This is a genomic window from Stenotrophomonas sp. 85239_Sma (genome assembly GCF_056481725.1).
Window position 1 is genome coordinate 1,978,767 of record NZ_CM151163.1, and the last position, 24,456, is coordinate 2,003,222.

Sequence of the window (24,456 nt, forward strand, 5' to 3'; positions counted from 1 at the left end):
GCAGGAGTTCCGCCCGTGATCAAGCCCCGTACCCCGCCCGGCACCCTTGAACTGCTGCCGCGCGAGCAGATTGCGTTCCAGCGCATGCTGGACGTCATCCGCCGCAACTACGAGCGCTTCGGGTTCCTGCCGGTGGAGACGCCGGTGTTCGAGCTGTCCGACGTGCTGCTGACCAAGTCCGGTGGCGAGACCGAGCGCCAGGTGTACTTCGTGCAGTCCACCGGTGCGCTGGCAAATGCCGCCGAATCGGGTGACCGTTCGCTGCCGGAAATGGCGCTGCGCTTCGACCTGACCGTGCCGCTGGCGCGCTACGTGGCCGAGCACGAACACGAGCTGACCTTCCCGTTCCGCCGTTACCAGATGCAGCGCGTCTACCGTGGCGAGCGTGCCCAGCGCGGCCGTTTCCGCGAGTTCTACCAGTGCGACATCGACGTGATCGGCAAGGACAGCCTGAGCGTGCGCTACGACGCCGAAGTGCTGGCGGTCATCCATGCGGTGTTCTCGGAACTGCGCATCGGTGATTTCAGCATCCAGCTGAACAACCGCAAGCTGATGCGCGGCTTCTTCGAGAGCCTGGGCGTGGCCGAAGGCGAGCGCCAGCTGGCGGTGCTGCGCGAAGTGGACAAGCTGGACAAGCGCGGCGCCGACTATGTGCGCGAGACGCTGGTGGGTGAGGGCTTCAACATCCCGGCCGAACAGGTCGAGAAGATCCTGGCGTTCGTCGCCGTGCGTTCGCAGGGCCATGCCGATGCGCTGGCGCAGCTGGCCACGCTGGAAGCCGATGCCGGTTCCTCGGAGATCCTGCGTACCGGCGTGGCCGAACTGCGCGAAGTGCTGCAGCTGGTGCAGGCGCTGGGCGTGCCGGAAAGCGCGTACTGCCTGAACTTCTCCATTGCGCGCGGCCTGGACTACTACACCGGCACCGTCTACGAGACCACGCTGACCGACCACCCGCAGATCGGTTCGATCTGCTCGGGCGGCCGTTACGAAGACCTGGCCAGCCACTACAGCAAGTCGAAGCTGCCGGGCGTGGGTATCTCCATCGGCCTGTCGCGCCTGTTCTGGCAGCTGCGCGAGGCGGGTCTGATCGACGGCATCGAGGCCAGCAGCGTGCAGGCGCTGGTGGCGCTGATGGACGAGCAGGGCATGCCGCAGTCGCTGGACATCGCGCGCCGCCTGCGTGCCGGTGGCATCAACACCGAAGTGCAGATGGAGCCGAAGAAGATCGGCAAGCAGTTCCAGTACGCAGCCAAGGCCGGCATCCGCTTCGTGGTGCTGGCCGGTGAGGACGAACTGGCGCGCGGCGTGGTGGCGGTGAAGGACCTGCTGCGCGAGCAGCAGTTTGAAGTCTCCCGCGACGAGCTGGCCAGCACCCTGCAGGTGGAGCTGGAGCAGTCCAAGGCGATGGCGTGATGCGGGCCGCAGCAGGGGCGTTGGAGAACATCGAGCCCCTGCCGAGCCGGCAGGGCAGCCTGTTCGGGGAGTGCCTGCGGCGCGGAGCGCTGCAGGCGGAGGTGCGCTGTCTGCCCTGAGTCGGGCCAGGTTGGTGATTTGAACGTAGAGCGCCCACCCTTGGTGGGCGTTTTGCGTTTCCGCGATCCGGTGCAGGGGCCAGATCCGTTTTCCAAAGGCAAACGGATCTGACCCCATGAGCCCCCGAGTTGACGCACTGCGCAAGAATGCGCTAATGTACTAACGCGCTATTACATTGATGCATGGAAACGACTCCGTGAAAGCCCGCCCCGAGATTGCCGCCAAAGACCCGAAGGCCGACCTGGAAGCCCTGGCCCGGGCCTTTGCCGCCCTGTGCGAGCCGGACCAAGTCGAGGCTTTCCTGCGTGACCTGTGCACCCCGGCCGAGCTGGAAGCCATGGCTGACCGCTGGAAGGTGGTGCCGCTGTTGCAGCTGGGCGTGCCCTATCGCGAGATCCACGAGCGCACCGGCGTCAGCGTGACCACCACCGGACGGGTGGCACGCACGCTCGAGCATGGCCATCGAGGCTATGCCGCCGCCATCGACCGCCTTGCTTTGCGCTGATCCGCGCCCCGTTCCGAACTTCGAGACCTCCCCCATGAGTGCAACCCAGGCAGCGCCGGCACGAGACCGGTTGCGTATCGCCATCCAGAAGAGTGGCCGGCTGGCCGAACCCGCCCGTAACCTGCTCAGCGCCTGCGGCCTGAGCTGGCGCGAGAGCCGCGACAAGCTGTTCTGCTACGGCGAATCGCTGCCGGTGGACCTGCTGCTGGTGCGCGACGACGACATTCCCGGCCTGATTGCCGATGGCGTCTGCGACCTCGGCATCGTCGGCCGCAACGAACTGGATGAGCAGGCCGCAGCGCGTCGCCAGATCGGCCTGCCGGATGCCTACCAGGCGCTGCGCGGGCTGGGCTTCGGCCAGTGCCGCCTGATGCTGGCGGTGCCCGAGGAGTGGCAATGGCAGGGTCCGGCGCAGCTGGCCGGCACCCGCATCGCCACCAGCTACCCTGCCATCCTCAAGCAGTGGCTGGCCGGGCAGGGCGTGGACGCACAGGTGGTCGAACTGTCCGGTTCGGTGGAAATCGCCCCGCGCCTGGGTACTGCCGACCTCATCTGCGATCTGGTGTCCAGCGGCGCCACGCTGCGCGCCAACCAGTTGACCCCGGTGCACAACCTGCTCGACAGCGAGGCGGTGCTGGCCGGTGCGGTGCGCGTGCCGGATGATGCACGTGCATCGTTGCGCGCGATGCTGCTGCGCCGCCTCGACGGCGTGGTGCAGCGCCAGGACCGCAAGCTGCTGATGTTCCGTGCCAGCGAGGATCGCGTCGACGCACTGGCGCAGCTGCTGGCCGATGCCGAGCCGCTGGTGCGGTTGCCGGCCGATGGCGGTGCGCTGCGCCTGCAGACCATGTGTCCCGGCCCGCTGAGCTGGCAGCGCATGGAGGAACTCGAGCGCGCGGGTGCGCAGGGCCTGATGGTACTGAGCGTGGAGCGGTCGCTGGCATGAACCGTCTGATCTGGTCCCGACTTGATGAGGCCGCGCGCAGTGCGGCACTGACCCGCCCGGTGCAGACCGTGGCGCAGCAGACCCGCGATGCCGTGGCCGCCCTGATCGCGCAGGTGCGCACGCGGGGTGACGACGCGCTACGTGCGATTACTGCGCGTTTCGATGGTGTCGAGCTGGCCTCGTTTGAAGTGTCCGAAGCCGAATTCGCCGCTGCCGAAGCCGCCGTGCCCGCCGAACTGCGCCAGGCGATGGTGGACGCCGCCGAACGCATCGCGCGCTTCCACGCCGCTGGCATGGGCAAAGGCTATGCGGTGGAAACCGCGCCGGGCGTGGTCTGCGAACGCATGCTGCGCCCGATCGGCCGGGTGGGCCTGTACGTACCGGCCGGCAGCGCGCCGCTGCCGTCCACCGCGTTGATGCTGGGCGTTCCGGCGCAGCTGGCCGGTTGCCCGCAGGTCGTGCTGTGCACGCCGCCGCGCGCCGACGGCAGCGCCGATCCGGCGGTGCTGGTAGCCGCCCGCCTGACCGGCGTGCAGCGCGTGTTCAAGCTGGGTGGTGCGCAGGCGATCGCGGCGATGGCCTATGGCACTGCCAGCATTCCGGCCTGCGACAAGCTTTTTGGCCCCGGCAACAGCTTCGTCACCGAAGCCAAGCAGCAGGTGGCGCAGGAGGGCGCAGCGGCCATCGACATGCCGGCCGGGCCCTCGGAAGTGCTGGTCGTTGCCGATGCCGGTGCCAATCCAGCGTTCGTTGCCGCCGACCTGCTGTCGCAGGCCGAGCATGGCCCGGATTCGCAGGTGCTGCTGCTGACCGACGATGCCGTGATGCTGGCGGCGGTCGAGGCTGAGGTGGAGCGCCAGGTGGCCCTGCTGCCACGCCAGCAGATCGCGCGCCAGGCGCTGTCGGCGTCGCGCCTGATCCAGGTCGATTCGCTGGACGAGGCCTTCGCGATCAGCAACCGCTATGCGCCCGAGCACCTGATCCTGGCATTGCGCGAGCCGCGCGACTGGCTGGACCAGGTGCAGGCCGCCGGCTCGGTGTTCCTCGGCGACTACACGCCCGAAGCACTGGGCGACTACTGCAGCGGCACCAACCACGTACTGCCCACCGCGGGTACCGCGCGTGCCTATAGCGGTGTCAGCGTGGCCAGCTTCCAGAACCTGATCAGCGTGCAGAGCGCCAGCGCTGCCGGCCTGGCGGCGATCGGCGGCTGCGCGCGCATCATCGCCAGTGCCGAAGGCCTGGATGCGCACGAGCGTGCGGTCGCAGTGCGCATGGAGGCGGCGGCATGAGTGCGGCGATCGATGATGTGCTGGCCCTGGTGCGCCCGGACCTGCAGGCCTTCGCCGGCTACAGTTCGGCGCGCAGCGCGGCGGTGCAGGGGGAGGTCTGGTTGAACGCAAACGAGTCGGCCTGGCCCAATCCGGCGGATGCTGCAGGCAGCAGCCGGCGCTATCCGGAACCACAGCCGTTGGCGCTGCGCGAAGGCTTGGCCGCGCTGTACGGCGTGACGCCGCAGCAGCTGCTGATCGGCCGTGGCAGCGACGAAGCCATCGATCTGCTGGTGCGTGCCCTGTGCGTGCCGGGCCGCGATGGCGTGCTGGTCACGCCGCCGGTGTTCGGCATGTACGCGGTCTGCGCACGCCTGCAGGGTGCCGCACTGATTGAAGTACCTCTGGTGGACAGCGAAGACGGCCTGCGCGCCGATCTGGATCCTGTGATCGATACGGCCAAGTCGCGCAACGCCAAGCTGGTGTTCCTGTGCGCACCGTCCAACCCGGCCGGCAGTGACATCGGCCTGGCCGATATCGAGCGGGTGGCCACTGCTCTGCGCGGGCAGGCTCTGGTGGTGGTAGACGAGGCTTACGTCGAGTACGCGCAACGCCCGTCGGCGACCATGCTGCTGGCTGCGCACGCCAACCTGGCGGTACTGCGCACGCTGTCGAAGGCGCACGCACTCGCGGCCGCCCGTATTGGCAGCCTGATCGCTGCCCCGGAACTGATTGCCGTGCTGCGCCGCTGCCAGGCGCCGTACCCGGTACCGACGCCGTGCGCCGAGCTGGCCGCGCAGGCGTTGCAGCCGGCCGCGCTGGCACGCACCGCCGAGCGCGTGGCCACGGTGATCGCCGAGCGCGGGCGCCTGTTCGCGGCGCTGCCGGGCCTGCCCGGCGTTCGTCGCGTGTACCGCTCGTCCGGCAACTACCTGCTGGTCCGCTTCACCGATGCGCAGGCGGCGTTCGATACGCTGCTGGCTGCGGGCGTGGTGGTGCGCGACCAGCGCGCCGCGCCGCAGCTGGGTGATGCGCTGCGCATCAGCATCGGCAGCCCCGAAGAGAATGACCGCGTGCTTGCGGCCCTGTCGGCGCGGAGGGCCGCCGCATGACCCCGATCCTGTTCATCGACCGCGACGGCACCCTCATCGAGGAGCCGTCCGATTTCCAGATCGACGCCTACGAGAAGCTGCGCTTCGTGCCGCAGGTGATCCCGGCGCTGCTGAAGCTGCGGGATGCCGGATACCAGTTCGTGATCGTCACCAACCAGGATGGCCTCGGCAGTAACAGCTACCCGCGCGCCAGCTTCGATGGCCCCAACGACCTGATGCTGCAGATCTTCGAGAGCCAGGGCATCACCTTCCGTGACGTGCTGATCGACTGCAGCTGGCCGCAGGACAATGCACCCACCCGCAAGCCGGGCATCGGCCTGATGACTGCCTACCTGCAGGACCGCAGCATCGACTGGGCGCGCTCGGGCATGGTTGGTGACCGCATCACCGACCTGCAGTTCGCCGACAACCTCAACATCCGTGGCTTCCAGCTGCGTACCGAGCAGTTTGGTGGCGAGTGGGACTGGCCCGGCATCGCCCATGCGCTGGCCGATGCGCCGCGTACTGCCGTGGTCCAGCGCAACACCAAGGAAACGAAGATCCGCGTCGAACTGGATCTGGACCGTGCCGGCGATGCGCACATTTCCACTGGCCTGCCGTTCTTCGACCACATGCTGGAACAGATCGGCAAGCACGGTGGCTTCGCGCTGGACATCCAGGCCGAGGGCGACCTGCACATCGATGAGCACCACACCATCGAAGACACCGGGCTCGCATTGGGCCAGGCGCTGCGCGAGGCGCTGGGTGACAAGCGCGGCATCGGCCGCTACGGCTTCACCCTGCCGATGGACGAGACCCTGGCCAGCGCCGCGTTGGATTTCAGCGGTCGCCCGTACTTCGTGTTCGAGGGCGAGTTCAAGCGCGAGCGCGTGGGCGACATGCCGACCGAGCTGGTGCCGCACTTCTTCCGGTCACTGTGCGATGCCAGCGGCCTGAACCTCAACCTGCAGGTGCGCGGCGACAACGACCACCACAAGGTGGAAGCCTGCTTCAAGGCACTGGCGCGCGCGCTGCGCCCGGCATTGGCCCGCCAGGGCACGGCACTGCCGAGCACCAAGGGGGCGCTGTGAGCGACGTTGCGCTGATCGACGCCGGCGGTGCCAACCTGGGCTCGGTGCGCTACGCATTGGAGCGCCTGGGCGCGACGGTGCGGCTGGTGCGCGACGCCGACGGTCTGGTCGGTGCGCAGCGGGTGATCCTGCCTGGCGTCGGCGCCGCCGGTCCTGGCATGCAGCGCCTGCACGCGCAAGGCCTGGTGGAGCCGTTGCAACGACTGGAGGTGCCGCTGATGGGCATCTGCCTGGGCATGCAACTGCTGTTCGAGCGCTCCGAGGAGGCCGGCGTCGAGGCACTGGGCTTGATTCCCGGCGTGGTGCGCAAGCTGGTGCCGGCCTGCGGCATCCGCGTGCCGCACATGGGCTGGAACCGCCTGCTCCCGCTGCGCGAATCGCTGCTTCTGCGGGGTGTGCCGGAGCGCGCCAGCGCCTACTTCGTACACAGCTATGCGGCGCCGCTCAATACCCACACCGTCGCCGCCTGTGACCACGGCGGCCTGTTCACCGCCGTGGTCGAGCAGGGGCGTTACTACGGCGCGCAGTTCCATCCCGAGCGCTCCGGCGAGACCGGCTCGCTGATGCTGCGCAACTTCCTCGAGGGCACTGCTGCATGAGTTTCATCGTCTACCCCGCGCTGGATATCCGCGATGGCCGCGTGGTGCGGCTGCGCCAGGGCGACTATGCGCAGGAAACCTCATATGGCGACGATCCGCTGCCGCGCGCACACGCCTTCGCCGCACAGGGCGCGCAATGGATGCATCTGGTCGACCTGGACGCCGCACGCGCCGGTGGCTACACGCTGGCACCGCTGCTGTCGTCGATCCGCGCGCAGACCACGCTGCAGGTGCAGACCGGTGGTGGGGTGCGTGGCCGTGACGATGTGGCGCGCATCCTCGACGCCGGCGCCGGCCGCGTGGTGGTGGGTTCGCTGGCAGTCCGTCGCCCCGACGAAGTGGTCGGCTGGCTGGAGGAGTTCGGCGCCGGGCGCATCACCATTGCGCTGGATGCCCGCCAGGATGCCCAGGGCCAATGGCAGCTGCCGGTGCACGGCTGGACCGAGAATGCCGGCGTGACCCTGGATGACCTGGCCCAGCGTTATGCGCGTGCCGGCATGCGCCACCTGTTGTGCACCGACATCGCCCGCGACGGCATGCTGGCCGGGCCCAACATCAGCCTCTACCAGCACCTGTCGGCGCTGCTGCCGGGCGTGGCGGTGCAGGCCTCCGGTGGCATCCGTGACGTGGCCGATGTGGCCGAGGCGCGTGCTGCCGGCTGCGGCGGTGCCATCCTCGGCAAGGCCCTGCTGGAGCAGCACATGGACCTGGGCGAGGCGCTGGCATGTTGAGCCGCCGCATCATTCCGTGCCTGGACGTGCGCGATGGCCGCGTGGTCAAGGGCGTACGCTTCCGCGATCACGTCGACATGGGCGACATCGCCGAGTTGGCACAGCGCTACCGCGACCAGGGCGCCGACGAACTGGTGTTCTATGACATCGGCGCCAGTCCCGAGGCGCGGTCGGTTGATGTTGCGTGGATCGAGCGTATCGCGCGCCTGATCGATATTCCGTTCTGCGTGGCCGGTGGCATCGACAGCGTGGAGACCGCGCGTCGCGTGCTGTTCGCCGGTGCCGACAAGGTGTCGATCAACTCGCCGGCGCTGGGCCGCCCGGAGCTGATCACCGAGCTGGCAGATGAGTTCGGCGTGCAGTGCGTGGTGGTGGGTGTGGACTCGGTACGCGAAGCGGACGGCCAGTGGCGGGTACGCCGTTTCAGTGGCGACCCGGACAAGACCCAGGCGGTACCGCTGCGGACCCTGGACTGGATCGTCGAAGCGCAGCGGCGTGGCGCTGGCGAGATCGTGCTGAACTGCATGGACAGCGACGGTGTGCGCCGTGGCTACGATGTCGTGCAGCTGCGGCAGGCGCGCGCGCTGTGCCAGGTGCCGCTGATCGCTTCCGGCGGTGCCGGTGCGATGGAGCACTTCGCCGAAGCCTTCGACCAGGCCGACGTCGACGGCGCGCTGGCGGCCAGTGTGTTCCACAGCGGCGCCATCGCCATTGCGGAATTGAAGCGCTACCTGCGCGGACAGCAGATCGAGGTGCGGGATGTCTATTGACGTGAGGCCATCGCTGGATGCGCTGCAGGCGCTGGACTGGGGCAAGGGCGACGGCCTGCTGCCGGCCGTGGTGCAGGATGCCGACACCCTGCAGGTGCTGATGCTGGGCTATGTCAGCGCCGAATCGCTGGCTGCCACGCTGGCCATCGGCCATATGACCTTCTTCAGCCGCAGCAAGCAGCGGTTGTGGACCAAGGGCGAGCAGTCCGGCAACGTGCTGGTGGTGCAGTCGATCCGTGTCGATTGCGATGCCGATACGCTGCTGGTGCTGGCACGCCCGGCCGGGCCAACCTGCCACACTGGTGCCGAGAGCTGTTTCGACCAGGCACCGAAGGACTTCCTCGGTGGGCTGGGCCAGCTGGTGGCGATGCGCGAGGCGCAGCGCCCGCCGGGCAGCTACACAACCAGCCTGTTCGAGGGCGGCATCCGCCGCATCGCGCAGAAGGTGGGCGAGGAGGGTGTGGAGACCGCATTGGCGGCGGTGGCGCAGGACGATGAGGCGCTGCTGGGCGAGGCCTCGGACCTGCTCTACCACCTGCTGGTGCTGTTGCGCGCGCGCGGGCTGTCGCTGGATGATGCGCGGGCGGTGCTGGAAAAACGCCATCGTTGAGGAGGTGGGGCGGACCAACGGCCCGCACCCACCTCTGCAATGCAGCCGAGCATGGCTCGGCTCTACAATAGGGGGTCTTCTTCTTTCCCGGACCGCCCATGAAACTGCCTGCCGCCTGGCTGTGCTGCCTGTTGCTGACCTCGCCGGCCTGGGCCGCGGACACCGTGGTCAGCGGCAAGGTCTATCTGGAGCGCGACGGCAGGCCTGGGCGCGGTGCGACCGATCCGGGCCTGGCCGGGGTGCAGGTGTCCAACGGCGAGGCTATCGTCAAGACTGCCGCCGACGGCAGCTACAGCCTGCCGGTGCGCGACGGCCAGACCGTGTTCGTGATCAAGCCCGATGCGTATTCGTTCCTGAAGGCGACCGACGGTCTGCCCTCGTTCTGGCGCCACTACCGCCCGAACGGCTCGCCGGCGCTGAAGTACGGCGGCATCGCCGCCACCAGCGATGCCACCCGCAACTGGGATTTCGCGCTGCAGGCGGATCGCCATGACAGCCGCCGTGGTTTCCAGATGCTGGTATTCACCGATTCGCAGACCGCCAGCCTGAAGGACATCGGCTACTACCAGCAGTCGATCGTGGCGCCGCTGGTCGGCCAGACCAGGGCGCGCATGGGCACCACCCTGGGTGACATCGTCAACGACGACCTGGCCCTGTATCCGGCCATCAACAAGGTCACCACCGAACTTGGCGTGCCGTGGTTCCATGTGCCGGGCAACCACGACCTCGACTTCGATGCCGTCAGCGATGAGCATTCGCTGGACAGCTGGCGCAACATCTACGGCCCGGACACCTACGCGGTGGAAGAGGGCGGTGCCAGTTTCGTCTTCCTGGACGATGTGGTGTACGACCCCAAGGCCAAGCCGAAGTACATCGGCGGCCTGCGCGAAGACCAGTTCGCTTTCCTTGCCGGCTACCTGAAGGGCCTGCACAAGGACCGCTTGCTGGTGCTGGGCATGCACATCCCGCTGTTCGATGCCGCGCCGGGGCGCGAGACCTTCCGCCACGCCGACCGCCAGCGCCTGTTCGACCTGCTGAAGGACTTCCGCAACGTGCTGGTGCTCAGCGGCCACAGCCACACCCAGCAGCACGTCTACCACGGCAAGGCTGAGGGTTGGAACGGCGACAAGCCGCTGCACGAATACAACGTCGGTGCCAATTGCGGTGCGTTCTGGTCGGGGGTGAAGAATGCCGCTGGCGTGCCGGACAGCACCATGAGCGACGGCACGCCGAAGGGCTATGCATTGCTCGACGTGGCCGGCAACGGCAGCTATCGCCTGCAATACCGGGTGGCCGGCAAGCCGGCCAGCGAGCAGATCGGCCTGCATGCGCCGAAGGTGCTGCGCCAGGGCGCCTATCCAGCGTGGGGCGTCTATGCCAACGTCTACATGGGTGAGGACGCCAGCGTCGTCGAGTACCGCGTCGATGGCGGCGCCTGGCAGCCGATGAAGCAGGTCAGCCAGCCCGATCCGCGACTGATGGTGGAGAACGTGGCCGACGACCTGGCCAACAGCCTGCGTGGCTACGACCGTTCCCCGGAGGCCACTGCGTCGCCGCACCTGTGGCGCGGTGCGCTGCCGACCGATCTGGCAGTGGGCAGCCACAAGGTCGAGGTACGCTCCACCCAGCCTGATGGTGCCGTGTTCACCGCCACCACCAGCTACAGCCTGCAGGCTGCCCAGCCCTGACACCCGCATCACTGCTCCAGCGAAAGGACCCCGCATGGATATCCGCTTCATGGCCGGCACCACGCCGGTGACCCTCAGCCGCCACTGGTTCACCGGCGCGATGCTGCTGCAGAGCGCCACCGAGAAGGTCTGGGTGCAGCACCCGCTGCATCCGGGCACCCACTTCTCGTTCTCGCTGGTACAGTCGTGGCTGCGGCAGATCGCCGGCCACGAGGTGCTGGTCGAGCGCACGCGGCCACTGTTGTTCGCCGGCTTCCGCCCGCAGCGCCTGCGCGTGCTGGTGGATGGGGTGCAGGTGGCCGAACAGGAAGGCATGTAGGCCAACCTGAACCACCGGCGCGCTAGGCAAAGCCGCCCCGATGCCTGAGAATCGGGGCGATTCAATCGATCCAAGCAGGCCAGCGTGACCATCGCAGCAGCGTCTCCGGTTTCCACCGACTCCGCCCGCGGCGGTCTTCCGCGCCGCCTCGTTGTCGCCGATGTCGGCGGCACCTTTGCCCGTCTGGCCTTGGCTGAGACCCAGCCCGGCCAGGCGCCGCTGCTGGGCAGCCATCGCACCTATGCCTGTGCCGAGCATTCCAGCCTGGCCGCGATCCTGGCCGATTTCACCGCTGGTCTCGGCCAGCCGGTGCAGACCGCAGTGGTGGCCATCGCCGGCCTGCTCGATGGCGATGTGCTGATCAACTCGAACCTGCCGTGGACGGTTTCGCTGTCGGCCACCCGCGCGCAGTCCGGGCTGCACGAGCTGCAGCTGATCAATGATTTCGAAGCGGTGGCGCTGGCCATCCCGTACCTGCAGCCGGAAACCCTGGTGCCGCTGAACGGCGACGCCGATCCGGCGCAGGCGTTCCCGGCGCTGGTGCTGGGTGCAGGTACCGGCCTGGGTGCCGCGCTGCGTTTTGCCGATGGCGAGCGCCCGGTGCTGGCCAGCGAGATCGGCCATGCCGCGCTCGGCGCTGGCAACGCGCTGGAGCTGCAGGTGCTGGGCCAACTGCTGCAGCGTTGGCCGCACGTGGACAACGAACGCGTGCTGTCCGGCAGCGGCCTGATGAATCTCTATCCGTGCCTGTGCGAACTGCGCGGCGTTACCCCGGTGTGGACCAGCACCGAGGCGCTGATCGGTGCCGCACGTAGCGGCGAGGATGCACTGGCAGTGGAAACGCTGCAGGTCTTCTGTGCCTGGCTGGGCAGCCTGGCCGGCGACGCAGCGATCGCCGTCGGTGCGCGCTCGGTATACCTGGCCGGTGGCATTTCCGCGCATGTGCAGGATTTCCTGGCCGATGGCCGCTTCCGTGAGCGCTTCCTCAACAAGGGCGTGCTGACCGAGGTGCTGCGCCAGGTACCGGTGTGGCGGGTCGAGCATGGCCAGCTGGGCGTGCTCGGCGCAGCGGTCTGGCACGCCGCACGGCAGCCCACGCACGACTGATCGGCAGGGCCGGCATCGGGCCGGCCGTGCATTGCAGACTGGGAGGGGAAGATGGTGGATCGCAGGCAGTTCCTGCAGGCCGGTGCACTGGCCGCGGGCATGGCGGCGTTGCCGGGCGTGCAGGCGCGCACGCACGGCGGGGCCAGGGTGGTTTCGACCTGGGACTTCGGCGTGCCGGCCAACCAGGCTGCATGGAAGGTGCTGGCGCAGGGCGGCAGCGCGCTGGATGCGGTGGAAGCAGGCGCACGCTGGGCCGAGAGCGAGCTGTGCAACCCCACCGTCGGCCATTGCGGCAACCCGGATCGCGACGGCGTGCTGAGCCTGGACGCGAGCATCATGGACGGCGATGGCCGTTGCGGTGCAGTGGCCGCGCTGGTCGACATCCTGCATCCGGTGTCGGTGGCCCGCAAAGTGATGGAGAACAGCCCGCACGTGCTGCTGGTGGGCGAGGGCGCGCAGCAGTTCGCGGTGCAGCAGGGTTTCGAGCGCAAGCACCTGCTGACGCCCCAGGCCGAAGCGGCCTGGCGCGAGTGGCTGAAGACCGAGAAGTACCAGCCGCAGATCAACGCCGAGCGCCGTGGTATTCCCGGCAACAGTGACAACCACGACACCATCGGCATGCTGGCACTGGATGCCAAGGGCCATCTGGCCGGTGCCTGCACCACCAGCGGCATGGCGTGGAAACTGCACGGTCGCGTTGGCGACAGTCCGATCATCGGTGCCGGCCTGTACGTCGACAACGAAGTCGGCGCAGCCACTGCCTCGGGCGTGGGCGAGGAGATGATCCGCAACGCCGCCTCGTTCCTGGTGGTCGAGCTGATGCGGCAGGGGCGCTCGCCGGCGCAGGCCTGCCGCGAAGCGATCGACCGCGTGGTGCGCAAGCGCCCCGAAGCGAGCAAGACGCTGCAGGTATGCTTCCTGGCCATGAACAAGCAGGGCGAGGTGGGCGCCTATGCGCTGCATCGTGGCTTCGTCTACGCGGTGTGCGATGCGCAGCGCCAGGATGACCTGCGTGATTCGCCGTCGATCTACACGAGCACCCAGGCGTGAGCACGCGGCTCGCTCTGGAAATCGCCAGCAACTCGCTGGCCTCGGCGCTGGCCGCGCAGGCTGGCGGCGCCGACCGCATCGAGCTGTTCGACAACCTGGCCGAGGGCGGCACCACGCCGTCGTTCGCCAGCATCGCGATGGCCCGCGAACGCCTGTCGATCCCGCTGTTCGTGCTGGTGCGGCCACGCCCGGGCGACTTCCACTACGACGCGCTGGAAACCGAGCTGATGCTGCGTGACATCGCGCAGTGCCGCGCGCTGGGCTGCGATGGCGTGGTGATCGGTGCGCTGGATGTGCAGGGCAGCATCGACCTGGTGCTGTGCCGTGAACTGGTGCAGGCTGCCGGGCCACTGCAGGTGACCTTCCACCGTGCCTTCGACGCTGCCCGCGATCTGCCGGCGGCGCTGGAGCAGGTGATCGGGCTGGGCTGCCAGCGCGTGCTGACCTCGGGCGGCCAGGCCAGTGCCGAGGCCGGTGCCGATGTGCTGGCGGGCCTGGTCACACAAGCGGCGGGCCGCATCAGTGTGATGGCCGGTGCCGGGCTGGGCCCGGCCAATATCGCAGCCGTGGCACGACGGAGCGGCTGTACTGAACTGCACGCTTCCGCCAAGGGCCTGCGGCGCTCGGCGATGCAGTTCCAGAACCCGGCGCTGCGCGGACTGGACCCGGACTGGAGCCAGACCGCCACTGCCACCGTAGCCGCGCTGCGGCAGGCGCTGGACGCCTGATCGCAAGCCCGGGGTCGGAGCCCTTCTGCGAAGGGATCCGACCCCGTACGCTGGCCCGCCACGGACAAAACCGTTCCGCGCGCGTTTGTCGCAATCGTGTCACCACTTCGTGCGCCGTTCTCTCAGCGATGTCTCGCAAGCCTTTGATTGTCATGGCGGCGAGCAACCAATGACGGCACTACGCTTTGTGTTGCTGCGCCGCCGCATGCCGGGCGTGGTTCAGCTGTGCTTTAGTTTGGATCGATCCACAGGGGAGGGTGTCGGGACGGTCTTGAACCGCTCCAGGTGCCCTGATCAGCCGTAGAGCCGCGCCACCATCCGTCCGTGCGTCCACACTTTCGAAGAGCAACCACCCATGGCTCAGATCGTCCGCAAGCGTCGTCACCTGCTGTCCCAGGCCCTGGTCCTGGCCCTGTTGCCCCTGGCCGCCAGTGCGCAGGAGACCGCCAGTTCGTCCACCAAGGATCTCGACGCGGTCACCGTCACCGGCTCGCGCATCAAGCGCGCCAGCGTCGAAGGCCCGGCGCCGGTCAACGTGATCACCGCCGCGCAGATCCAGAAGGAAGGCTTTGTCAGCGTGTACGACGCGCTGAAGACCCTCACCGAGGCCACCGGCACTGTTGAAGCCGCCTCGCAGTGGGGCTCGCACACGCCCAATGCCAGCGGCCTGAACCTGCGCGGGATGGGCCCGAACCGCTCGCTGCTGCTGGTCAACGGCCGCCGTGTGGCCGACTATCCGCTGCCCTACGGCGGCGAAACCAACTTCTCCAACTACGGCAACATTCCCGCTGCCGCAGTCGAGCGCATCGAAGTACTGACCGGTGGCGCCTCGGCCATCTATGGCTCGGATGCGATCGCCGGCGTGGTCAACGTCATCCTGAAGACCAACTACGACGGCGACGAAGTGCGCGTGCGCGGCGGCACGTCCACCGAAGGCGGCCGTGATACCTGGGACCTGTCCTGGGCCGGCGGCAAGACCGGCGACAACTGGAGCGTGACCTATGCGCTGCAGTACACCAAGCGCGATCCGCTGTTCGGGCGTGATCGCCCGCAGATGGACGATGCCGACGACGCGCCGTACCCGTCGTGGAACATGGAACAGCGCAAGGTCGGATTCCGCCCGACGTCCGGCCTGGCGCTGATCGACCCGACCACCGGCCAGCGCCTGGCGCCGCCCACCGGCACCTGCGAGAAGTTCGATGGCGAGTACTACACCGCCGATCGACTGGTCTACAACTACGCCGCCAACACCATCACCAGCACTGGCCGCCTGTGCGGCATGAGCGCCGACTACGCCAACTGGCTGCTCACCGGTGGTGCCGAGAACGTGTCCGGCAACCTGTATGCCACCTTCGATTTCAGCAACGACCTGCAGGCCTGGACCAACCTGGCGGTGTACCGCTCCGAAGCCATCTGGGGCACCAATCCGCCCAGCGTGTCGCTGATCGACGATGTCAACGGCTATTACTGGGATGCCAACCGCGACCGCCCGATCCTCGGCGTGCGCCAGTTCACTCCAAACGAGGTGGGCGGCCTGGATACGCTGCGTAACACCAACCGCGAACTGTCCTGGGACTGGAGTGCGGGCCTGCGTGGCCGCCTGGCCGACCGCTTCGACTGGAGCGCTACGGTGGGCCGTTCCTACTACCGCGTGGAAGAACGGCAGAACGTGGTCGACAAGCAGAAGTCGTATGACTACTTCCTCGGCCCACGACTGGGCACTACCGCCGACGGCGAGGCGATCTACGCACTGAACGAATCGCGCTGGTGGAACCCGCTGACGCCGGACCAGTACTGGCAGATGGGCACGGTGGCGAAGAACCGTGCGTCCTCATGGGTCAACCAGGCTTCGGCGGATATCACCGGCGAGCTGTTCCAGGGCTGGGCCGGCCCGATCTCGTTCGCCGCCGTGGCCGAGGTCGCGCAGCAGGGCTATCATCTCAGCCCCGACCCGCGTGCGGGCATCGACTTCGACCTGCAGAACGTCGACCGCGGTGGCGGCGAGCGCACCCGCTATTCGGCCGGCGTCGAGTTCAAGATCCCGCTGCTGGAGAGCGTGACCGCCACTGCGGCCGCGCGCTATGACCGCTATGGCAACTACAAGGCCGACGACAGCAGCGAAGCGCTGGACATCGGCAGCCAGAAGGAAACCACCTGGAATGTCGGCCTGGAGTGGCGCCCGGTGGAATCGCTGCTGGTACGTGGCTCCTATGCCACCAGCTTCCATGCGCCGGACATGCACTACCTGCTGGGCCAACCGAGCAGTTCGGAAGTGCAGACCTATGACCGCCTGCGCTGCATCCAGAGCGGCGCCTACCTGGTCAACAACTGTGGCGTGGGCAACACCGACGTCTGGTACACGTTCGACGTGAACCGGCGTGGCACGCCACTGCTGCGCTCGGAGACCGGCGATTCGTGGACGGTCGGCTTCGTCTGGGACGTGATGCCCAACCTGTCGGTCAGCGCGGACTACTGGGCGATCAAACTGGAAGACATGATCGTCGACGTCGGCGCCGACGAGGTGCTGGCCAGCGAAGCGGGCTGCCTGACCGGCAGGAACATGGACGGTACGCCATGGGCCAACCCGGCCGGTGGCGAGTACTGCGCCGGCATCCTGGCCCGCGTGAACCGTGACAGCAACGGTCGCCTGGTATCGATCGAGCGCGGCCCGTTCAACCTGGCCAGCCGCGAGGTGCGCGGCATCGACCTGACCGCGCGCTATCGCCTGGAGACCGCGCAGTGGGGCAGCTTCCAACTGGGGGTGAACTACACCAACCAGATCTCGACCAAGGAACAGCGTTACGCCAACGATCCGAACCCGGAACGCCGCGATCGCGACCTGCGCAGCAAGCTGCGTGCGAGCCTGGCCTGGCAGCGTGGCAACTGGAATGCCAACGTCTATGCCGATCGCATCGGTTCGGTGCCGGGCGTGCGCTACCACTGGGGTACCGACCGCCTGGACAACCCCGGCGGCTGCCTGCCGTTCGCCGATGGCTACGTGCCCAGTGACAGCCCGTCGCTGAACTGCCTTGAGCCGGCGACGCGCCCGGACGGCTCGCCGAATCCGAATCCCAACGCCGGCCAGCAGACGGCGCGTTACTACGGGCGGGTCGGGCCGTTCATCACCTGGAACTTCAACGTGGGCTACCAGGTGACCGAGCACGCCAAGGTCAATGTCTACGTCAACAACGTATTCAATTCGGCCAGCTGGAACCACAAGGACCCGTACAAGCTGGACTACGATTTCGCCCCGACCCGGTTGCTCGGTGCGGTCGGCCGGGAATTCGCGCTGGAGTATGTGTTCACCTTCTGACGGGCCCATCTTCGTCGGAAGATCCACGCCATGCGTGGATGCGGAAACTGAACACCCGGGGCGGTGACCCCTTCAGGCATGCGGACAGGCTGGATTTGACCTTCCCACGATGGCAAGGTTTAGCCTGTCCGCATCCAGAAGGAATCCCGGGAATCCGATCATGAGCACGCCCCGCGCCACTGCAATCCCCGCCCGTCCCTCCGCCATCAGCCTGCCCATCGAGGGCATGACCTGCGCCAGCTGTGTGGGCAGGGTCGAAGCGGCACTGTCCAAGGTCGAAGGCGTGGGCAGTGTCTCGGTGAACCTGGCCACAGAGCGGGCGGACATCCGTCCGTCGGGTCCGGTCGATCGCGCCGCGCTGATCCAGGCGGTGGAGCGGGTGGGCTATGACGTGCCCGCCGGCACCACCGAGTTGTCGGTCGAGGGCATGACCTGCGCCTCCTGCGTCGGCCGCGTCGAGCGCGCGCTGCTGGCCGTGCCAGGCGTCAGCCAGGCCAGCGTGAACCTGGCCACTGAACGCGCCACGGTGCGTGGCATGGCGGATGTTGCAGCGCTGGCCGCCGCCATCGACAAGGCCGGCTATGACGCACGCGTGATCGAAGCCGGCGTACAGTCCGATGACGAGGCTGCGGAAAAAAAGGATGCCGAGCGCGCCGGGCTGAAGCGCGACCTGATCGTGGCCACCGCGCTGGCACTGCCGGTGTTCGTGCTGGAGATGGGCTCGCACCTGATCCCCGGCATGCACGAATGGGTGATGTCCACCATCGGCATGCAGGCCAGCTGGTACCTGCAGTTCGTGCTGACCGCCCTGGTGCTGGCCATCCCGGGGCGCCGTTTCTACCAGAAGGGGTTCCCGGCGCTGCTGCGGCTTGCGCCGGACATGAATTCACTGGTGGCGGTGGGCACCGCCGCAGCGTTCGGCTATTCGGTGGTAGCGACCTTTGCACCGCGGCTGTTGCCGCCGGGCACGGTGAACGTCTACTACGAAGCGGCGGCGGTGATCGTCGCGCTGATCCTGCTGGGTCGCTTCCTTGAAGCGCGCGCCAAGGGCCGTACATCAGAGGCGATCAAGCGCCTGGTCAACCTGCAGGCCAAGGTCGCGCATGTGATCCGTGACGGTCGCACGATCGAGATCCCGGTCAACGAGGTGCTGAGCGGCGATGTGGTGGAAGTGCGCCCGGGCGAGCGCGTGCCGGTCGATGGCGAGGTGGTCGACGGCCGCAGCTACATCGACGAGTCGATGATCAGCGGCGAGCCGATCCCGGTTGAGAAGCAGCCGGGCAGCGGCGTGGTCGGCGGCACCGTCAACCAGAAGGGCGCACTGACGGTGCGCGCGACGGCGGTGGGGGCGCAGACCATGCTGGCGCAGATCATCCGCATGGTCGAACAGGCGCAGGGCTCGAAGCTGCCGATCCAGGCCGTGGTCGACAAGGTCACGCTGTGGTTCGTGCCGGCGGTGATGCTGGCCGCGCTGGCGACCTTCGCCGTCTGGCTGATCTTCGGGCCCTCGCCGGCGTTGAGCTTTGCGCTGGTCAATGCGGTGGCGGTGCTGATCATTGCCTGCCCGTGCGCGATGGGCCTGGCCACGCCGACCTCGATCATGGTCGGTACCGGGCGTGGCGCCGAAATGGGCGTGCTGTTCCGGAAGGGCGAGGCACTGCAGCTGCTGAAGGACGCGCAGGTGGTGGCGGTGGACAAGACCGGCACGCTGACCGAAGGCCGCCCGCGCCTGACCGACTTTGAGATCACGGACGGCTTCGATCGCAACACGGTGCTGGCGGCAGTTGCCGCGGTGGAATCGCGCTCGGAGCATCCCATCGCCCGCGCGATTGTTGATGCCGCAACGGAGCATGGCATCGCATTGCCGGCCATGGTCGACTTCGACTCCGTCACCGGCATGGGTGTGCGCGCCAGTGTCGAGGGTGCACGCGTGGAGGTCGGTGCCGATCGCTTCATGCGCGACCTGGGCGTGAACATCACTGCATTCGCAGCATTGGCGGCGGAACTTGGCACGCAGGGCAAGTCGCCGATGTACGCGGCCATCGATGGACGCCTGGCCGCGATCATCGCGGTATCCGATCCGATCAAGCCGAGCACGCCGGCGGCGATCGCCGCACTGCATCAGCTGGGCCTGAAGGTGGCGATGATCACCGGTGACAACGCCGGTACCGCGCGGGCGATCGCGCGCCAGCTGGGTATCGATGAAGTGGTGGCCGAAGTGCTGCCGGAGGGCAAGGTCGAGGCCGTGCGCCGCCTGAAGGCCACCCATGGCCACGTTGCCTTTGTTGGCGACGGCATCAACGATGCGCCGGCGCTGGCCGAGGCCGATGTCGGCCTGGCCATCGGCACCGGCACCGATATCGCGGTGGAGTCGGCCGATGTGGTGTTGATGTCGGGCAACCTGCAGGGTGTGCCGAATGCCATTGCACTGTCGAAAGCAACGCTGGGCAACATCCGGCAGAACCTGTTCTGGGCGTTCGCCTACAACACCGCGTTGATTCCGGTAGCGGCCGGCGTGCTGTACCCGGTCTGGGGCGTGCTGCTGTCGCCGGTGTTCGCGGCCGGTGCGATGGCGCTGTCCAGCGTGTTCGTACTGGGCAACGCGCTGCGCCTGCGCCGCTTCCAGCCGCCGATGGCGGATGCCACCGCCGCGACCCATTGAAGGAGAACCGCATGAATATCGGTGAAGCCGCCAAGGCCTCGAGCGTGTCGGCGAAGATGATCCGCTACTACGAACAGATCGGCTTGATTCCTGCGGCTGATCGCACCGAGTCGGGCTACCGGGCGTACTCGCAGGCGGACATCCACCGCCTGCGCTTCATCCGCCGCGCACGCGATCTCGGCTTCCAGGTCGCCGAGATCACCGATCTGCTGGGCCTCTGGAACGACACCTCGCGGCACAGCGCCGATGTCAAGCACCTGGCCGAACAGCACATCGCCGATCTGGAACAGCGCATCGAGCACATGCGGCAGATGGCCGACACGTTGAAATCGCTGATCAGCTGCTGCGCGGGCGATGAGCGCCCGGAGTGCCCGATCCTGCAGCGGCTGGGCGAAGACGATGCGGCCCCGGTGCCGCCCGCTACCGCGAAGTCCGGTGCGGTGCGGCGGCGCGCGCACAAGTATTGAACCGGCGGGAGATGCACATGAAAAAGCCCGCCCGATACGATTGCATCGGGCGGGCCTTGGTCGTGGGCGCGGGCAGGAGGATCAGGCGGTGCGCGGCGGGAAACCGGCATCGTTCACCGCGGCGAACACCTGTTCCTGTGACGCGGTGGTCTGCACCTTGACCAGGCCGGTCGGCGGGTCGGCCACCACGCTCGCGTTCGGATCGATCTGCTGGATCGCGCGGGTCACGCTGCGTGCGCAGCCGCCGCAGGTCATGCCATCGACATGGAATTCCATCTGTAGCTCCTTCGGTGCTCTTGGGGTGGAATCAGTGTGCACCTTCCAACGATGGCAGGGTCAAGCGCCGGGCTGAACGACAGGCAAGGCGCCGACAAAAAACGGCAGCCACCTGTACCAGCGTGGCTGCCGTGGAGGAACGCCCCCGCCAGGGCGGGGCGTGGCTGGCGCCGGGCGTGCCCGGCGTCGCCTCAGAACTTCCAGTTCACGCCGAAATACAGCTGGCGGCCGGCGTACAGGTTGGACAGCAGGCGGGCCTGGCTGTCGTTGCCGATGTAGCTGCGCAGCTCGGACTTGGTGGCGTTCAGCACGGCAGCCGTCACCGTCCAGTCCGGGGTGAGGTTGTAGGCCACGTTCAGGTCAAGCTGGCTGTAGGGCTTGGTGTAGGTGGTCATGCCATTGTTCAGGCCGCCGACCACTTCGCCACGCCGGTTGTACGAAGCACGTGCCAGGAACTTGTCGTTCTCGTAGAACACGGTCACGTTGGCCTGGTTCTTGGCACTGCCGACCAGCGGCGATGAGCCGATTTCCTCGCCGTCCAGCACGATCGAGGCCAGGTTGGTGTCGTTGTAGGTGTAGTTGGCCTGCACACCCAGGCCGAAGTCGAACGTGTACTGGCCATACAGCTCCACGCCCTGGGACACGCCATCGCGGCCGTTGGCCTGGGTCTCGTACTTCTGCACGGTCACCGACTGACCACCGACATTCATCTGCTGGTCGCGCACCACCGGCACGGTGAAGTTGTCCACGTTCTTGCGGAACAGCGAAACACCTGCGACCGCGCCCGGCTTGAAGTACCACTCCAGGCCAAGGTCGAACTGGACCGCCTTGAACGGCTCCAGCGCCTTGTTGCTGCCCGAGCCGTACCAGCCGGGCGTGTCGGTACCGCCGGTGACACGGCGATCATTGGCGTACTCCTCGCTGATGTAACGCAGGCCGCCGGGGTAGGCGATGCTGGTGTAGCTCGGGCGCGCGACCACCTTCGATGCCGCGCCGCGCAGCACCAGGTTGTCGGTGATGTCCCAGGCGATGTTGAAGCTGGGCAGCACGTCGGTATAGGTCTTTTCCAGCGACGACAGCGCGTACACCTTGTCGCGCACCTGCGGGTCAGGGAGGCGGACGAAGCCACCCTGGCAGCGCAGGTTCGGATCGGCGGCCGGATCATCGCAGCTCATCGGTGCGCCGCTGGCGTTGTCGACGAAGTAGTCGTTGAAGCGCTCGACCGAATCGCTGGACTGGGCGAACTGCTTGGTGCGCACCACGCGCACGCCGATGTTGCCGCGCACGCGCTCGGTGCGGAAGTTGGCCTGGAAGTAACCGGAGTAGATCTTCTCGTTGACGTCGTAGACGAAGTCTTCCTCGGTACGGTTGTGCGAGCCGCCGTAAGTCTTGTTCAGGTAATCGATGTAGGCCGGGTAGTTGATGCCCGGGAACACGTTGGCGTTGAACGCACCGGTGATGTTGCTGATCGGGTTGGACAGGAAGAAGCCCGGCTGCGCATCGCCTGCAGTCGGATCGCAACCGGCCTGGTAGCGATTGTTGTCATAGTCGGACGGGTCCAGGCCCGGGCATACCCAGTAGGTATTGCCGGTATTGCGGTGGACCTTGCCATCGCGGTACTTGGCGCCGAACTGGATCGAATCCAGCCAGCCGGCCTCGAACAGCTTGGTGACGTCTGCCTGGAAGTAGTTCTGCTTGACCTCCGTCTGCATCCACGACGAGTCGGTCGAGCCGGTATCGACTTCCGCGACGCCGGCCATCAACTGCTGCTGCAGGTCCGGCGAGAACTGCACCGACGGCGTGCCGGTCAGGTCCCACGCGGTGTACTGGTTGCCGGACTGCCACTGGTTGCCGACCTTGCGGCGCGGCTTGGCCGACATGCGGAAGTTCATCGACGGGCCACCTTCGGACCAGGTACGGCCACCGGTGAACGAGGCCTTCCACAACGGGCTGATGTCCCAGTCAATGGTCAGGTCGGCGGTCTGCGAAAGCGCCTTCTCCTTGCTGTATCCGCCAGTCAGCTGGGGGGTGGGGATGGTGCAGTCGTCCGGGCCCCAGCCGCCCGGCTTGAGGCCGGCGGCGGCCGCTTCTTCCTCGCTGCAGTAGTAGGTCTTTCCGGCCAGCTTCTGGTACTGCGCGCCAGTAACGATGCTGCCACTCGGGTCGAAGTCCAGGCCGTTGAGGAGGCGGCCGCCGGCCCAGTTGCCGTCCTGGTTGTATCGGGCCAGGTTCCACTCCGGCACCTTCAGCATGTTCTGCGTGTAGTCGCCCTGCAGTTCGAAGCGGAAGTAGTTGGCCGTCATCGTGACGTTGTCGACTGGCTTGAACTGGAAGGTCAGCTGCCCGCCCTTGCGCTCGCGCTTCTCTTCCTTCACTGCGAAGTTCACCGAGGTCGGCATGAAGAACTCGCTGTAGTTCTTGCCGGCCTGGTTGTTGAAGCCGGACTGGCCCCACCAGTAGTGGATGCCATCCTGTTCGAGCAGATTGCCGTTGGCATCACGGGCCGTGGTGCCGTTGCCGTACCACTGGTAGTCCTCGGTGCTGGCTTCCATGGTGCGGGTGGTGCGGTTCTGCTGGGTCACGCCGACCAGCACGCCGAAGCGCTCATCCTTGCTGTGCCATGAGTACAGCGCCGACACCTGCGGATCGACATCGTGGCTGGTGTCGGAGGTGGTGCCCTCCAGGTTCACGTAGCCGGAGTTGGATTCCATGTCGAGCGGGCGGCGGGTATGCAGGATGACCGTGCCGCCGATGCCGCCTTCGTCGATGCGCGCTTCCGGCGACTTGAACAGCTCGGCGCTGGACAGCATGTTCGACGGCAGCAGGATGTAGTTGAAGGAACGGGTCGCTTCGTTGTTGGTCTCCGAGGACGCGACGAAGTTGCCGTTCAACTGGGTCAGGGTCAGGTCCGGCGCAAGGCCGCGCACGCTGACACTCTTGCCCTCACCACCGCTGCGGGTGATGACCACGCCGGGCACGCGCTGCAGCGCGTCGGCGACGTTCTTGTCGGGGAACTTGCCGACGTCTTCGGCGGTGATCACTTCGACCACTGCGTTGGCATCGCGCTTCTGCTCAAGGCTCTTTTCAATGGCGTAGCGGTAGCCGGTGACCTGGACGCTGTCCAGGGTGGTGGCATCCTGCGCGCCGGTGGACGTGGCCTGCTGCGCGGCGGCGCCAGCCGGTATGACGGCGGCGGCCAATGCCAGCGCGATGGCCAGCGACAATGCGTCCTGGCCATGCGTACGTGTTGAATGCTTCATTCCCATCTCTCCCTCTCTCCTGGATTGATCCGGTGACGTGGCACGGACAACTTGAATCGATCTAATTTGAAGTGACTTTGTCGCTGTCGCCATGCAGTGGCAGTAGCACCGCGCGCGTGGCCTGGTACGTCCTGTTGCTGCTCCCCCAACTCCCGGCCATCGCAGCGTCGTCTTGGATCGATCTAAGCGATGGGCGGGCGATTTTTAGCATGGGTCGCCCGCGGGCGCATGCTGCTCCGCAATATGGTACTGGCGTGGCGAAGGGATGACGGTTTGCTGAAATCAGTGAAATCGTTTTCGTGCGCAGGGGAGGGTGGGCCGGCAGGGCTGCGCCCTGCACCTGCTGTGAGCCAGAGCAACGGCCAAAGCCGGAGCCAAAGCCAAAGCCAAAGCGGCTCTGGTTTTCTGCTGGTTTGGCGGGGCGGTGTGGGCTGGCAGG

The 24,456-nt window shown here is 67.2% G+C and carries 20 protein-coding genes; 18 read left to right on the forward strand and 2 right to left on the reverse strand.

What is annotated here, in order from left to right; all coding sequences use genetic code 11:
* Positions 1-15 precede the first annotated feature (15 nt).
* The 18 genes from hisS to cueR all read left to right on the forward strand — a co-directional run bounded on the left by hisS (position 16) and on the right by cueR (position 20,481).
* Complete coding sequence (hisS, locus tag ACYKG1_RS09380; protein WP_478472495.1) at positions 16-1,413, forward strand: histidine--tRNA ligase; 1,398 nt, start codon at positions 16-18, stop codon at positions 1,411-1,413.
* 316 nt (positions 1,414-1,729) lie between these two features.
* Positions 1,730-2,038, forward strand: a complete 309-nt coding sequence (locus ACYKG1_RS09385) for a YerC/YecD family TrpR-related protein (RefSeq protein ID WP_478472496.1) — start codon at positions 1,730-1,732, stop codon at positions 2,036-2,038.
* A 34-nt stretch (positions 2,039-2,072) separates the two neighbouring features.
* Positions 2,073-2,984, forward strand: a complete 912-nt coding sequence (gene hisG, locus ACYKG1_RS09390; protein ID WP_154263367.1) for an ATP phosphoribosyltransferase — start codon at positions 2,073-2,075, stop codon at positions 2,982-2,984.
* Positions 2,981-4,276 carry a histidinol dehydrogenase gene (gene hisD / locus ACYKG1_RS09395; RefSeq protein WP_262226888.1) on the forward strand — a complete coding sequence of 432 codons (1,296 nt, stop codon included), beginning with the start codon at positions 2,981-2,983 and terminating at the stop codon, positions 4,274-4,276. The genes hisG and hisD overlap by 4 nt, the downstream gene beginning before the upstream one ends.
* Positions 4,273-5,367, forward strand: a complete 1,095-nt coding sequence (gene hisC, locus ACYKG1_RS09400; RefSeq protein WP_478472499.1) for a histidinol-phosphate transaminase — start codon at positions 4,273-4,275, stop codon at positions 5,365-5,367. The genes hisD and hisC overlap by 4 nt, the downstream gene beginning before the upstream one ends.
* A complete protein-coding gene (gene hisB, locus ACYKG1_RS09405; protein WP_262226886.1) occupies positions 5,364-6,437 on the forward strand; it encodes a bifunctional histidinol-phosphatase/imidazoleglycerol-phosphate dehydratase HisB in 1,074 nt (357 codons plus the stop codon). The genes hisC and hisB overlap by 4 nt, the downstream gene beginning before the upstream one ends.
* Positions 6,434-7,036, forward strand: a complete 603-nt coding sequence (gene hisH, locus ACYKG1_RS09410; RefSeq protein ID WP_100472116.1) for an imidazole glycerol phosphate synthase subunit HisH — start codon at positions 6,434-6,436, stop codon at positions 7,034-7,036. The genes hisB and hisH overlap by 4 nt, the downstream gene beginning before the upstream one ends.
* Positions 7,033-7,767, forward strand: coding sequence for a 1-(5-phosphoribosyl)-5-[(5-phosphoribosylamino)methylideneamino]imidazole-4-carboxamide isomerase (gene hisA / locus ACYKG1_RS09415; RefSeq protein ID WP_478472500.1), 735 nt, complete (start codon positions 7,033-7,035; stop codon positions 7,765-7,767). The genes hisH and hisA overlap by 4 nt, the downstream gene beginning before the upstream one ends.
* On the forward strand, positions 7,761-8,537 hold the full coding sequence (gene hisF / locus ACYKG1_RS09420; RefSeq protein ID WP_262226885.1) for an imidazole glycerol phosphate synthase subunit HisF: 777 nt from the start codon (positions 7,761-7,763) through the stop codon (positions 8,535-8,537). Before hisA ends, hisF begins: the two co-directional genes overlap by 7 nt.
* Complete coding sequence (gene hisIE / locus ACYKG1_RS09425; RefSeq protein WP_100472119.1) at positions 8,527-9,147, forward strand: bifunctional phosphoribosyl-AMP cyclohydrolase/phosphoribosyl-ATP diphosphatase HisIE; 621 nt, start codon at positions 8,527-8,529, stop codon at positions 9,145-9,147. The genes hisF and hisIE overlap by 11 nt, the downstream gene beginning before the upstream one ends.
* A gap of 98 nt (positions 9,148-9,245) precedes the next feature.
* The gene (locus tag ACYKG1_RS09430) at positions 9,246-10,835 is read left to right on the forward strand and encodes a calcineurin-like phosphoesterase C-terminal domain-containing protein (protein WP_262083797.1); all 1,590 of its coding nucleotides are present in this window, start codon (positions 9,246-9,248) and stop codon (positions 10,833-10,835) included.
* Between the two features lie 34 nt (positions 10,836-10,869).
* A complete protein-coding gene (locus ACYKG1_RS09435; RefSeq protein ID WP_100472121.1) occupies positions 10,870-11,154 on the forward strand; it encodes a hypothetical protein in 285 nt (94 codons plus the stop codon).
* A gap of 84 nt (positions 11,155-11,238) precedes the next feature.
* Entirely contained in the window at positions 11,239-12,261 is a 1,023-nt protein-coding gene (locus ACYKG1_RS09440; protein WP_478472503.1) for a glucokinase, read from the forward strand.
* Positions 12,262-12,312: 51 nt separating this feature from the next.
* Positions 12,313-13,311, forward strand: coding sequence for a glycosylasparaginase (locus tag ACYKG1_RS09445; protein ID WP_478472505.1), 999 nt, complete (start codon positions 12,313-12,315; stop codon positions 13,309-13,311).
* Positions 13,308-14,039, forward strand: coding sequence for a copper homeostasis protein CutC (locus ACYKG1_RS09450; protein WP_478472507.1), 732 nt, complete (start codon positions 13,308-13,310; stop codon positions 14,037-14,039). The genes ACYKG1_RS09445 and ACYKG1_RS09450 overlap by 4 nt, the downstream gene beginning before the upstream one ends.
* A 355-nt stretch (positions 14,040-14,394) precedes the next feature.
* Positions 14,395-17,352 (forward strand): TonB-dependent receptor plug domain-containing protein, encoded by a 2,958-nt coding sequence (locus tag ACYKG1_RS09455; protein WP_478472508.1) that lies wholly within the window; start codon positions 14,395-14,397, stop codon positions 17,350-17,352.
* Positions 17,353-17,512: 160 nt separating this feature from the next.
* The gene (locus ACYKG1_RS09460) at positions 17,513-20,014 is read left to right on the forward strand and encodes a heavy metal translocating P-type ATPase (RefSeq protein WP_478472510.1); all 2,502 of its coding nucleotides are present in this window, start codon (positions 17,513-17,515) and stop codon (positions 20,012-20,014) included.
* 11 nt (positions 20,015-20,025) lie between these two features.
* Positions 20,026-20,481 (forward strand): Cu(I)-responsive transcriptional regulator, encoded by a 456-nt coding sequence (cueR, locus tag ACYKG1_RS09465; protein WP_478472511.1) that lies wholly within the window; start codon positions 20,026-20,028, stop codon positions 20,479-20,481.
* An 81-nt stretch (positions 20,482-20,562) separates the two neighbouring features.
* Here cueR and ACYKG1_RS09470 read toward each other — a convergent pair whose 3' ends face one another.
* Together ACYKG1_RS09470 and ACYKG1_RS09475 are read right to left on the reverse strand one after the other, a co-directional pair.
* On the reverse strand, positions 20,563-20,757 hold the full coding sequence (locus tag ACYKG1_RS09470) for a heavy-metal-associated domain-containing protein (protein WP_008267227.1): 195 nt from the start codon (positions 20,755-20,757) through the stop codon (positions 20,563-20,565).
* A gap of 191 nt (positions 20,758-20,948) precedes the next feature.
* Entirely contained in the window at positions 20,949-24,023 is a 3,075-nt protein-coding gene (locus tag ACYKG1_RS09475) for a TonB-dependent receptor (RefSeq protein ID WP_478472513.1), read from the reverse strand.
* Positions 24,024-24,456 lie beyond the last annotated feature (433 nt).